The sequence below is a fragment of the Brytella acorum genome, assembly GCF_029309905.1.
Taxonomy (GTDB): Bacteria; Pseudomonadota; Alphaproteobacteria; order Acetobacterales; family Acetobacteraceae; genus Brytella; species Brytella acorum.
The window spans coordinates 386,385-398,180 of record NZ_JARBJP010000002.1; the positions used below are offsets into that span (position 1 = coordinate 386,385).

The window sequence follows — 11,796 nt, forward strand, 5'->3', positions numbered from 1 at the left end:
AACGAGGGCCTGACTCAAGGCCATTTCACTTCCGGAGGCATGCTCATCAGGATGGCTTCGGTATTTCCACCGGTACGCAGACCGAACGTCGTGCCGCGATCATGGAGGAGGTTGAACTCCACATAACGGCCGCGTCTGATCAGTTGCGCGTCGCGGTCGTCGTCGCTCCATGGCTGCATCATGCGGGCACGCACGACGGCCGGGTAGGCTTCGGCGAAAGCGTCCCCCACGTCGCGGGTGAACGCGAAATCGGCTTCGACATCGCCCGTCGCAAAATGGTCGAAGAAAATGCCACCGAGTCCGCGCGGTTCGTTACGATGCGGGAGAAAAAAATACTCGTCGCACCACTTCTTGAAACGCGGGTAATATTCCGGGTCGTGCCGCTGGCAGGCGTTCTCGAAGGCGGCATGGAACAGCCTGGCATCCGCCTGTGCCGCCTCGGTGTCGGGGAACATTGGCGTGATGTCCCCACCGCCGCCGAACCAGCCATGCGACGTCACGATCATGCGTGTGTTGAAATGCGCTGCCGATACGTGCGGATTGCAGGGGTGGGCCACCAGGGACACGCCCGTGGCGAAAAAGCGCGGATCGTTGTCCGCACCGGGAATCGCGGAGCGGAATTCGGGAGAAAATTCTCCCCAGACGGTCGAGACGTTGACGCCGACTTTCTCGAACACACGCCCGCGCATCACGGACATGACGCCGCTACCCTTCAGAGCGCCGGTTTCGTCATCGCGCGTCCATGGCGTTCGTTCGAAGCGGCCAGCCGTCACGCGGTCCTTCAGAACAGGGGAGCCGAGCTGGGCGGCTTCGTCCTCGATGGCTTCGTACGACGCGCATATGCGGTCGCGCAGGGACTGAAACCACGCGCTCGCACGGGTTTTCAGGGCGTCATGGGGTACGTCGGCCCGTATCAGGTCGGCGAAGGTGACGGAGGGGGCCGTTTCGCTCATCTCAGATTCCGCTTCACTCACCGCGGGCGGCCGTGCCCGCGGAACGGGAGAAGCCCATAGCAGAAATGTGATGCGGATGACATAGGCCGCTTGCGGGAGAGGGGCGTCTCGTGTTCCTACCGATCCCAACAGTTTTTTTTACGGAGAAGCGGCCAGATGGCTGAGCATGACATGATCGAACCGGTCATCGGTGTCATTGGTGGGTCAGGACTTTACAATATCGATGGTTTGGAAGACCGCGAATGGCGCAAGGTCGAGACGCCTTGGGGGGATCCGTCCGACGAATTGCTGTTCGGTCGTCTCGACGGTGTGCGCTGCGTGTTTCTGCCGCGCCACGGACGCGGCCATGCGATTCCTCCGTCGGATCTGAATTATCGCGCCAATATCGACGCGCTGAAGCGGTCCGGTGTCACCGATATCGTGGCGGTTTCCGCGGTGGGTTCCCTGCGCGACGATCTTCCGCCGGGAAGCTTCGTGCTCGTCGACCAGTTCATCGACCGCTCGTTTGCACGACAGAAAAGCTTCTTCACGACGGGTTGTGTCGCGCATGTGCCGATGGCGGACCCGACCTGTCCGCGGATCGGCGACGTGATCGCACGTGAGGCCGGGCGGCTCGACTTCGCCATGCGCAAGGGGGGCACCTATCTCGTGATGGAAGGACCCCAGTTTTCGACTCGTGCGGAAAGTGAACTTTATCGTCAGTGGGGCTGCTCGGTCATCGGCATGACGAACATGCCCGAAGCCAAGCTCGCCCGTGAAGCCGAGATGGACTACGCAAGCATCGCAATGGTGACGGACTTCGACTGCTGGCATGAAGACCATGACAGCGTCACGGTGGATGCCGTCATCAAGGTGATGAAGCGTAATGGCGAGCGCGCGCGCGCGCTCCTGACCGCCGTCATTCCGGCGCTCGGACAGGCGCGCGGCGCTTGTCACGCCGGTTGCGATCGGGCACTCGAACATGCGCTCATTACACCGGCCGACAAGCGTGATCCTGAACTGATGGCCAAGCTCGATGCCGTGGCAGGACGCGTTCTCGCCCGGTAACATGCTGGCGTGTGGTTGGGATGTCTCCATCCCGATTACCTGCGAAGCCGATCAGAACCCGTTGCGGGGTTGAAAAAAGGATTGCCGTGACGATGGATCGGAACAATGCTCATCGGGTCCCAGACCGGAGACCGAAGGAGAAAAAGCGTTCTCCTTTCTCTCGGGCATTTCTGATCGCTTCTGTGAGTCTCGCGGTCTTTGATTGTCGTGCTCTGGCTGACGAGCCGACAGGTCGCGCTCTGGAACTCTCCGATGCCGCTCTCAAGGCGGAAGGTGTGGAAACGCAGGTCGTGATCGCCTCGTCGCTGCATACGGTCGTCGACGCGATGGGCAGCGTGCAGGCGGATGCCAGTCGCAACGTCACGATCCGCTCCGCCGGCAGCGGCAAGGTTTCCCGTGTACTGGTCGTGCCCGGCCAGCGCGTGAAAACGGGGCAGCCCCTGATCGAATATGTCGACCATTCGCTGCATGTGATCCACCTGCAACTCGCGCAGGCGGAAGCTTCCCTGGCCTCCGCGCAGGCCGCGGGCAAGGAAGCGCGGGAGGCTCTGGCACGTGGGCGCCGTCTGGCGGGCGGCGCTGTTTCCTCCGGTGAGGTGGAAAGGCGTCGGGCCATCATGGACCGGGCGCAGGCGGACGTTGTCGCGCGTCAGGCCGATATCGGCACCATTCGTCATCGTCTCGAGGAGGAATTCACCTCGACGACGGAAAAAATCGTTGCGGACGAGGATTCCGTGCTGATCGCGCCTTTTGACGGTGCCGTGCAATCGCTTTCCACAGCCGTGAGCGCGGATATCGAACCGGGTATGCCGGTCGCGAGTGTGGTGGACCTGTCCTCGATCTGGGTTATCGCTCAGGTTCTGCCGCAGGATGCCGCCCGTCTGCATGTCGGGGCGCCGATGCGGATGCGGATCAGCGGCGAGGGGCCGGGTGACAGCGTGGAAGGACAGGTGACGACCATCGACGGTCTCGCGGATCCGCAGACCGGGCTGGTGCGTGTCGTCAGTGTCCTGTCCCATGCGTCCGAAGCGTTCCGTCCCGGCGTGATGCTCGATGTGTCGATCGAGACGGATCAGTCAGTCGGCGGATTGGTGGTACCGCGATCGGCTGTGCAGACGCTCGGCGGCGAGTCGGTTGTTTTCGTGGCGAACGGGGTCGGGCATTTCATCCCGCATGTGGTGCGGACCGGGGTGGGGAATGAAAGCGATGTGTTGATCGAGGGCGGAATCCACCAGGGCGATCGCATCGTGACACGCGGCAGCTTTGCCCTGAAATCCATGACGTTACTGGCGCAGACGGATGGCGAGTAACGGGTCGACTTCACGTTCGGGTCTATGGTTCGCACTTCAGACCCGCAGGAAGACTCTCGCTGCGTTTGTCATGGCCCTGCTCGTTGGCGCCATGTTTCTCCTTCTGGGTCTCGCTGTGGAGCCGGTGCCGGATATCTCTCCCCGACTCGTTCTCGTATCCGCGACCCTGCCTGGCCTGGCGACGGAGGAAGTCGAAAAACAGATCAGTTTTCCGCTGGAAAGCGCGATGGTCGGCCTGCCGGGGATCGTTGATCTCCGCTCCGTGTCGAGAACGGGCGTCTCGGTCGTTTATATCCAGTTTTCCGACGACACCGACATCATTCTGGATCGGCAATACGTGTCCCAGCGTCTCCAGACCGCGCGCGACATGATCGAACTGCCCGGACTGTCGCTGCGCATGGGGCCGTTCGCGACAGGCATGGGCGAAATCATGCAGCTCGAATTGACCGGGGGGCGGTACGACGGAATGGCGTTGAACCGGCTCATGACGTGGACCGTCGCGCCGCAGCTCAAGCTCGTTCCCGGCGTCGCGGATATCAACGTCAACGGGGGCGCCGAGGAAACATTCCAGATTGCCCTGGAGCCTTCGCGTCTGAGCGCCTTCGGCGTTTCGGTCCAGGACGTCGAGCGTGCGATCGATACCAACAATGCATCGGCCGGGGGCGGATGGATTACGCGCCAGGCAGAGCAGGAGATCGTCGTGGGGCGCGCGCGCGTCACCGATCTTGAAGCGTTTGGCGCCATACCCGTCCGGCTGGGAGGGGATGGCCGTACAATCCGTTTGACGGATATAGGCACGGTGTCGCGGGGGCCACGAACGCGCCTCGGGGCGGTCACGCGCAATGGGCTCGGAGAAACCGTGCTCGGCGTCGTCATGATGCAGCAGGGCGAGAGCTCGGATGCGGTCCTCCAGCGGATCGACGCGGCGCTGCCCGCGATCCGCAAGTCCCTGCCGCCTGGGGTGAAGCTCCTGCCGATCTATCGGCGGTCCGAACTCACGGATCTCACCATCGATACGGTCAAGGAAAACCTGCTGATCGGGGCGGTGCTGGTTCTGCTCGTGCTGGGGGTGGTGATCGGAAACTGGCGGGCCGCGCTCGTCATCGCGTCCGTTATTCCCGTTTCGTTGCTCGCCGCGATGGCCGGAATGCGGGTCTTCGGAATTTCAGCCAATCTCCTCAGCCTGGGGGCCATAGATTTCGGCATGATCGTCGATGCCTCGCTCGTCATCGTGGAGCATTTTCTCGCCCATCGGGATGTTTCACGCGATGCGCAGGAAAACGCCGTCCTGACCCTGCGAACCATCATGCGTCCCGTGTGCTTCGCGGTGACCGTCATCATCATGGTCTATCTGCCGATCCTGACCCTGCAGGGGGTGGAAGGGAAGATGTTCCGGCCCATGGCGCAGACGATCATCATGGCGCTGGTGGTATCGCTGATCTATGCGCTCATATGTGTGCCGGTCCTTGCGGGTTGGGCATTGCGCAGGCCCGAGCCCGACCACGAGACGCGCTTCGTGCGTTTTCTGCGGGCCCGTTACGAACCGGCGCTGCGATGGAGCGAGGGACATTCCGGCGTTCTGATCGCCGCCGTTCTGGTTGTTTTCGCGTTCGCGGTTCTGTGTGCGTCCCGCCTTGGCGGAGAATTCGTGCCGACGCTTGAGGAGGGCGCGCTGATCGTGACCTCGATCCGTCTGCCGAGCGCCTCGCTGCCGACCGTGCTGCATTCGGTGACGGAGCAGGAAAAACTGTTGCTGGGCTTCCCCGAAGTGCGTTCGGTGGTCAGCAATACAGGGACATCGGCGATCCCGACCGATCCCATGGGACCCGAAGAAACGGACACGTTCATTTATCTGCGTCCACGCTCACAGTGGAAAACCGCCCATACGCAATCCGAACTTGTGACGAAAATGGATGCGACGCTGATGGCGACGCTTCCCGATGCGCAATACGAATGGTCCCAGCCGATTCAGATGCGCATGGATGACATGCTGTCGGGTGTTCGCACCACGCTGGCCCTGTCCATTTACGGGGACGATCTCGATACGCTCTGGCGCCTGGCCCACAGGGCCGCAGATACTGTGCGTCACATTCCCGGGGCCGCCGATGTGTCTGCGGCAGGTAACGGAACCGTCCCTTTTCTGCAGGTGGATGTGGACCGGGACAGGGCGGCCCGGCTTGGCGTGGCGGTGCCGGATATTCTGTCCGTGATCGAAGCCGTGGGGGGGCATGCGGGCCGGCCGGTGGTGGTGGATAATGCGCTCGTGCCTACGCAGGTCCGCTTCGCCGCCGCGTCCGTGAGCGACGAGAAAAAAATCGGACGCTTGCGCGTGCGCCGCGCGGATGGGCGCGCGGAAGTTCTGCTCTCGGAAGTGACGCATTTCCGCGTTGTGGACCAGCCGCCCCGCATCGACCGCGACGGAATCAGGCGACGCGTGATTGTGCAGGCCAATGTGCGGGGCCGCGATACGCAGTCATTCGTTGACGAGGCCCGACGCGCGGTCGCGAAAGAGGTGGTGTTGCCGTCGGGATATCGCATCGTCTGGGCCGGACAGTTCCGTAATCTCCAGTCCGCCATGCACCGTCTCCAGATCGTCGTGCCGATCGCGCTGGCGCTGATTTTCGGGCTGCTGGTCGTGGCGCTGGGTTCCTTCGGCCTGTCGGCCATGGTCTTCGTCAACCTGCCCGTCGCAGCGACCGGCGGAATTTTCGCACTCAGTCTGAGAGGGCTGCCGTTCAGTATCGCGGCGGGTGTCGGTTTCATTGCGCTGTTTGGCGTGGCCATTCTGAACAGCGTGGTTCTCGTCAGCCAGATTCTGGTTTTGCGTCGTGAAGGACAGAGTGCGATGGACGCCGCCTTCGGAGCCGCGCGAAGCCGTTTCCGGGCAGTGATGGCGACGGCACTGGTGGCCAGTCTGGGGTTCTTTCCCATGGCTTTTTCCGGTAGCGCCGGTGCGGAAGTGGAGCGTCCCCTGGCGACGGTTGTCATCGGCGGTCTGATATCTTCGACCATCCTGACGTTGCTGGTGCTTCCGACGCTTTACGCCCGACTGTTCGGACGACGCGTCGGCTGAGAGTCCGCCGGGTTCCGAGGGCGCGGATGCACCCGGCCTGTGTGCGGAGAGAGCGCTGCATCTCCGGTTGCGCCGTATGAGAATAGAAAAACAATTTATGGAATATCTGTAATGTCGCGGCATCGTGACTGCAGAATGCTGTCGTCCGACCTACATCTCATCCGGAAGCTGCGATCTCACGCAAAGTCTTTGCGGGTGATTCTGATCGCAGGGGCGTGATGAATACATAGGCAGGGCAATGTCAGATCTGAATGATTTGAAGGAGCCGGATCACAAGGACTGGAATCCTCACCTTCCACATCTTCATTTGCCGCATTTTCATCGCCCGCATGTGAAAATTCCTCATTTTCACTGGCCGCATTTCCATCGCCACTTTCATGATCGGCCACTCTCCGGCGAGCCTCATCCCGAAAAGCCTTTTCACTGGCGTCTTTACTGGTGCGAGGCGCTGGCCACAGCCGTCTTGATGATGGTCGGGCTCGTCTGCGTCATTCTGCTATCGGCGCCGGACGCCGTGTTCGGAAACCGTCTGGTCGTTCATCCCGTGCTCCAGACTGCCCTGTGCGGGTTGTGTTTCGGGATGGCCGGGACGGTCGCGGCCATGACGCCCTTTGGCAAGGTGAGTGGCGCCCATCTCAATCCTTCCGTGACGCTTGCTTTCATGCTTTCAAAAAAAATCGTCTGGATCGACGCTCTCGGATACGTTCTGGCTCAGATTCTTGGCGCAGTGCTCGGTACGGCTGCGGTCTATGCTCTGGGTGCGATTTTCGAACCGTGGCGCGCTTACGCCATCGCGGCGCATTATGGCGCGACAACACCTTATGGCGGCATTTCGATCTGGTATGCGCTGGCCTCAGAAATGCTTGTCACGGGCCTGCTGATCTTCATGCTTTACTGGCTGGCGGCGCATCCCCGCTTCAACAGGCTGACGCCCTGGGTCGGCGGCATGTTCTTCTTCATCATGAATCCGATCACGGCCTGGCTCTCAGGAAACAGCGTCAATTTTGCGCGGACGTTCGGGCCGGATCTGTTCGCGGGCAACTGGAACGGTTTGTGGATCTATCTTCTGGGGCCCTTCATCGGCTCATCTCTGGCCGTGCTTGCCATCCAGGCGGATGTTTTCGGTAAGATCCATCTGCTCGAGGCCCGGTTGGTGAACTTCGGCCACCATGGGCGCGTGCCTCATCTCGAGGATCCCGATTTCAAACATGCGGCTCCCGAGCATTACGACGCCTATCGCCAGCATATCGAAACAGTGCGTCGTATCCAGAACGGAGAGATTTCCCCGACGCCCGAGACGGACTGACGGCGCGGATCCGGATGTCACAAAAAAAATCGGGGAGGGCTTGAATCCGCCCCGATTTATTTCTGAGCTTCCTTTTTATCAGGCGTCGCGCTCGTTTTCCCTTTCAGGGAAATGCGCGCGATCGCCCTGATCGGTCAGGCGTTCGGGGAACTCCCCAAGATTTTCCTGAATGCGGGCATTCTCGACCTGTATGTCCGCGAGGTCGGGGGGCGGAAGGTCGGACACGGGGATTTCGCCCGCCGTGGGATTTTCTTCCATGCCGACGAGATCGCCCGCCTGTTCGAGATAGGCGTCCGCGCCGCAGCCGGGTTTGCCGTCAGCTTCCCATAATGCCCGGGCCCTGGCCTGGATCCTGGCGTTGCGGGTCTCGCTGGGTTCGAGAGGGTTGTCGGACATGAATTCTCGTTTCCGTGCTCAGAGGTGTTCTTTGAAAAACGCGACGGTGCGTTCATGCGCCAGATCGCGCGCGGCTTTGTTGAAGCTGGCCCTGTCCGGGCAGCCGAACCCGTGATGGGCGTCGTCATAGACGAAGATTTCCGCCTCGGGACGGTTGTCGCGGATGGTGCTGATGTCGGTGTGGGGGATATGGCTATCCTCGCCGCCGAAGTGAAGCTCGACGGGGCAGTGGGGTTTCTCGTGGCTGAGGGCCGCGATGCCGCCGCCATACCAGGCCACGGCTGCACCGAAATCATGCGTACGCGTCGCCGCCATCCACGAGACGAGACCGCCCCAGCAGAAACCAAGAATGCCGACCTTGCCATGGCCATGCTTCCTGAGAGCGGCGGCGGAGGCTACGACGTCTGCCACCAGGTCCTCCGGCTCGATTTTCGCGCGCAGTTCGAGGCCTTTCTTCATGCCGCTTTCGTCGTAGGGCAGGACGACGTCGCGCTCCACCCGGTCGAACAAAGCCGGAGCGATGACGTGAAAGCCATGATGTTCCGCGAACTCGTCGCAGACGGCCCTGATATGATGGGTGAGGCCGAAGATTTCCTGCACGACGACAATGGCGATCCCCGCATCGGGATTTCCGGCCTCATAGGCGGCGAAATGGTGGGTATCCGCCGCGGTCAGCGTTATCATGTTTCCCAAGACATCAGACTCCATATCATACGATGCGATTGAGGGAGGACACGTCCTTTGGGTGAGATCGTCAATCTCCGGCGGGCCCGTAAACGCCTTGAGCGCGAGAAGGATGTCGCGCAAGCCGAAACGAACCGCGCCGCTTTCGGCCGTAGCAAAGCCGAAAAAGCCCGCGATATCATGATTTCGGAGCAGCTGAAGCGCGCGCTCGACGGAGCCCTGCGCGAAGATGACAAATCGGAGAAAAACGGGTGACGCGATCGGGAGGCCCCTTGACGGCGCACGGGGTCGCTCTTACCTGCATTGGCACTCTCTAAGCGGGAGTGCCAACGCGCTGCGGCTTAGCGCGCGCGCAAACCGGCTGCGTCGCTTGTCTCAAAAAGGGCGTGGCCTCAAAAAGATTGTGGAGCGATCCATTATGACGAAATTTCGGCCTTTGCATGACCGTGTTGTGGTCCGTCGCATCACCGGCGAAGAGAAGACCAAAGGTGGCATCATCATTCCGGACACCGCTAAGGAAAAGCCGATGGAAGGCGAAGTGATTTCCGTCGGTCCCGGTGCACGCAATGAGCAGGGTCAGATTGTTGCGCTGGACGTGAAGGCGGGCGACCGCGTTCTGTTCGGCAAGTGGTCCGGCACCGAGGTGAAGATCGACGGCGAAGAGCTGCTGATCATGAAGGAAAGCGACATCATGGGTGTGACCGGCTGAACAAGCCCGCCCTGCGACGCACGACAACCTCACACGGAGTTAGATAAATGGCTGCCAAGGACGTTAAATTCGGTGCCGATGCCCGTCAGCGCATGCTGCGCGGCGTCGACATTCTCGCGGACGCCGTCAAGGTGACGCTGGGCCCGAAGGGCCGCAACGTCGTTCTCGACAAGAGCTTCGGCGCACCGCGCATCACCAAAGACGGTGTTTCGGTCGCCAAGGAAATCGAACTGGCTGACAAGTTCGAAAACATGGGCGCCCAGATGGTGCGCGAAGTCGCCAGCAAGACCAACGACACGGCTGGTGACGGCACGACCACGGCGACGGTTCTGGCCCAGGCGATCATTCGCGAAGGCGCCAAGGCTGTTGCGGCCGGCCTGAACCCGATGGATCTCAAGCGCGGTGTCGACAAGGCCGTTCTCGTGGTCGTCGAGGAGCTCAAGAAGAACGCCAAGAAGATCACGACCCTGGAAGAAACCGCCCAGGTCGGCACGATTTCCGCGAACGGCGAGCACGAAATCGGCAAGATGATCGCCGACGCCATGCAGAAGGTCGGCACGGAAGGCGTGATCACCGTCGAGGAGGCCAAGGGTCTGCAGACGGAACTCGACGTGGTCGAGGGCATGCAGTTCGATCGCGGCTACATCTCGCCGTATTTCGTGACCAACGCCGAGAAGATGACGGCGGATCTCGAAAGCCCGTACATTCTCATCCATGAGAAGAAGCTCTCCTCGCTGCAGCCGATCCTTCCGCTGCTCGAGAGCGTGGTTCAGTCGGGTCGTCCGCTGGTCATCATCGCGGAAGACGTCGATGGCGAGGCTCTGGCGACGCTGGTCGTCAACAAGCTGCGTGGCGGTCTGAAGATCGCTGCCGTCAAGGCTCCGGGCTTCGGCGATCGTCGCAAGGCGATGCTTGAAGACATCGCGATCCTCACGGGCGGTCAGGTCATCAGCGAAGATCTCGGCATCAAGCTCGAGACTGTGACGCTGGATATGCTGGGTCGTGCGAAGAAGATCCACATTTCCAAGGAAAACACCACGATCGTCGAAGGCGCTGGCAACAGCGACGACATCAAGGGTCGTTGCGGCCAGATCCGTGGTCAGATCGAAGAGACGACCTCCGACTACGATCGCGAGAAGCTCCAGGAGCGTCTCGCGAAGCTGGCCGGTGGCGTCGCGGTCATCCGCGTCGGCGGAAGCACCGAGGTTGAGGTGAAGGAGCGCAAGGATCGCGTTGACGACGCCCTGCATGCGACCCGCGCGGCCGTTGAAGAAGGCATCGTCCCCGGCGGCGGCACGGCTCTGGCGCGTGCGACGAAGGCTCTCGAGCACCTGCATTACCACAACGACGACCAGCGCGTCGGCGGCGACATCATTCGCAAGGCGTTGCAGGCTCCCCTGCGCCAGATCGCCTTCAACGCGGGTGAAGACGGTGCCGTCATCGCTGGCAAGGTGCTGGAGAAGGACGAGTACAACTACGGCTTCGATGCCCAGAACGGGGACTACAAGGATCTCGTCGTTGCTGGCATCATCGATCCCATGAAGGTCGTCCGTACGGCTCTTCAGGATGCGGCTTCGGTTGCCGGCCTGCTGATCACGACGGAAGCCATGGTCGCCGAGAAGCCCGAGAAGAAGGGCCCGCCGGCTGGCGGCCCGGGCGGTATGGGTGGCATGGGCGACATGGATTTTTGATCCGTCGCTCCGCTCACGCGGTCGAAAAGGAACCGCCTCGTCGCAAGACGGGGCGGTTTTTTTGTGCTGTACGGTTTCTACTCAAAGCAGATTCCAGCGTCATCCCATGGCGAGGTGCAGGAATTGGTTGAAGCTACTCTGCTCGTAACCTCCGAATGCCTCGCCGTTCACGAAGCCCCGACGCCGATAAAGAGTGAGTGCGGGCTCGAACGCCGTTCCACTACCCGTTTCCAGACTGAGCCGATGAACGCCTTTGGCTTTTGCCGCGGCAATAATCGTTTCCAGAACGGCGGCTCCAGCTCCCATTCGCAAAAAATCGGAATGAGTGCGCATGGATTTCACCTCAGCCGTTCCATCCGGCAGCATCTTTAAGGCGCCAATGGCTGCGATACGATCCTGATACCAGACCGTCCAAACCGTTATGTCGGGCGTTTGCAGGCCGGATAAATCAAGGGCGAACACTTCCCCGGGCGGCGAGTCGGCACGCATGCCCGCAAGGTGCAGCCTCAGCAGTTCGCACGTCGGCTCCCCCGATAGATCGTCTTCCCGAATCTCGAACATGTGCTTCCTTCGCATGCGCCCGCGGTGTCGGCCGGTCATACTCCAGCCATGACATTTCAGTGGTTT

The 11,796-nt window shown here is 61.4% G+C and carries 11 protein-coding genes; 7 read left to right on the forward strand and 4 right to left on the reverse strand.

Annotation, left to right across the window (positions count from 1 at the left end; all coding sequences use genetic code 11):
• Positions 1-14: 14 nt before the first annotated feature.
• Positions 15-953, reverse strand: coding sequence for an oxygen-dependent coproporphyrinogen oxidase (hemF, locus tag PWM43_RS05085; RefSeq protein ID WP_289841481.1), 939 nt, complete (start codon positions 951-953; stop codon positions 15-17).
• A 156-nt stretch (positions 954-1,109) separates the two neighbouring features.
• Between hemF and PWM43_RS05090 the strand changes: the two genes are divergently transcribed.
• The 4 genes from PWM43_RS05090 (at position 1,110) to PWM43_RS05105 (ending at position 7,689) form a co-directional block, all read left to right on the forward strand.
• A complete protein-coding gene (locus PWM43_RS05090) occupies positions 1,110-2,000 on the forward strand; it encodes an S-methyl-5'-thioadenosine phosphorylase (RefSeq protein ID WP_289841482.1) in 891 nt (296 codons plus the stop codon).
• 182 nt (positions 2,001-2,182) lie between these two features.
• Complete coding sequence (locus tag PWM43_RS05095; RefSeq protein WP_289841483.1) at positions 2,183-3,310, forward strand: efflux RND transporter periplasmic adaptor subunit; 1,128 nt, start codon at positions 2,183-2,185, stop codon at positions 3,308-3,310.
• Positions 3,300-6,383: an efflux RND transporter permease subunit gene (locus tag PWM43_RS05100; protein ID WP_289841484.1), complete on the forward strand. Its 3,084-nt coding sequence runs from the start codon at positions 3,300-3,302 to the stop codon at positions 6,381-6,383. Before PWM43_RS05095 ends, PWM43_RS05100 begins: the two co-directional genes overlap by 11 nt.
• Before the next feature lie 331 nt (positions 6,384-6,714).
• Entirely contained in the window at positions 6,715-7,689 is a 975-nt protein-coding gene (locus tag PWM43_RS05105; protein WP_289841739.1) for an MIP/aquaporin family protein, read from the forward strand.
• A gap of 78 nt (positions 7,690-7,767) precedes the next feature.
• On the opposite strand, the gene PWM43_RS05110 is transcribed toward PWM43_RS05105, so the two are convergent.
• Together PWM43_RS05110 and PWM43_RS05115 are read right to left on the reverse strand one after the other, a co-directional pair.
• The gene (locus PWM43_RS05110) at positions 7,768-8,085 is read right to left on the reverse strand and encodes a DUF2934 domain-containing protein (protein WP_289841485.1); all 318 of its coding nucleotides are present in this window, start codon (positions 8,083-8,085) and stop codon (positions 7,768-7,770) included.
• Positions 8,086-8,103: 18 nt separating this feature from the next.
• Complete coding sequence (locus tag PWM43_RS05115; protein ID WP_289841486.1) at positions 8,104-8,769, reverse strand: dienelactone hydrolase family protein; 666 nt, start codon at positions 8,767-8,769, stop codon at positions 8,104-8,106.
• Positions 8,770-8,826: 57 nt separating this feature from the next.
• Between PWM43_RS05115 and PWM43_RS05120 the strand changes: the two genes are divergently transcribed.
• The 3 genes from PWM43_RS05120 to groL all read left to right on the forward strand — a co-directional run bounded on the left by PWM43_RS05120 (position 8,827) and on the right by groL (position 11,169).
• Positions 8,827-9,024: a DUF4169 family protein gene (locus PWM43_RS05120; RefSeq protein ID WP_289841487.1), complete on the forward strand. Its 198-nt coding sequence runs from the start codon at positions 8,827-8,829 to the stop codon at positions 9,022-9,024.
• Between the two features lie 163 nt (positions 9,025-9,187).
• Complete coding sequence (groES, locus tag PWM43_RS05125) at positions 9,188-9,478, forward strand: co-chaperone GroES (RefSeq protein ID WP_289841488.1); 291 nt, start codon at positions 9,188-9,190, stop codon at positions 9,476-9,478.
• Between the two features lie 47 nt (positions 9,479-9,525).
• Positions 9,526-11,169, forward strand: coding sequence for a chaperonin GroEL (groL, locus tag PWM43_RS05130; RefSeq protein ID WP_289841489.1), 1,644 nt, complete (start codon positions 9,526-9,528; stop codon positions 11,167-11,169).
• A 99-nt stretch (positions 11,170-11,268) separates the two neighbouring features.
• On the opposite strand, the gene PWM43_RS05135 is transcribed toward groL, so the two are convergent.
• Complete coding sequence (locus tag PWM43_RS05135) at positions 11,269-11,730, reverse strand: GNAT family N-acetyltransferase (RefSeq protein WP_289841490.1); 462 nt, start codon at positions 11,728-11,730, stop codon at positions 11,269-11,271.
• Positions 11,731-11,796: the final 66 nt, after the last annotated feature.

Excerpts from the sequence above, each read along its gene's own strand:
- hemF (WP_289841481.1), bottom strand. The coding sequence starts at position 953 with ATGAGCGAAACGGCCCCCTCCGTCACCTTCGCCGACCTGATACGGGCC.
- PWM43_RS05090 (WP_289841482.1), top strand. The coding sequence starts at position 1,110 with ATGGCTGAGCATGACATGATCGAACCGGTCATCGGTGTCATTGGTGGG.
- PWM43_RS05100 (WP_289841484.1), top strand. The coding sequence starts at position 3,300 with ATGGCGAGTAACGGGTCGACTTCACGTTCGGGTCTATGGTTCGCACTT.
- PWM43_RS05110 (WP_289841485.1), bottom strand. The coding sequence starts at position 8,085 with ATGTCCGACAACCCTCTCGAACCCAGCGAGACCCGCAACGCCAGGATC.
- PWM43_RS05115 (WP_289841486.1), bottom strand. The coding sequence starts at position 8,769 with ATGATAACGCTGACCGCGGCGGATACCCACCATTTCGCCGCCTATGAG.
- groES (WP_289841488.1), top strand. The coding sequence starts at position 9,188 with ATGACGAAATTTCGGCCTTTGCATGACCGTGTTGTGGTCCGTCGCATC.
- groL (WP_289841489.1), top strand. The coding sequence starts at position 9,526 with ATGGCTGCCAAGGACGTTAAATTCGGTGCCGATGCCCGTCAGCGCATG.
- PWM43_RS05135 (WP_289841490.1), bottom strand. The coding sequence starts at position 11,730 with ATGTTCGAGATTCGGGAAGACGATCTATCGGGGGAGCCGACGTGCGAA.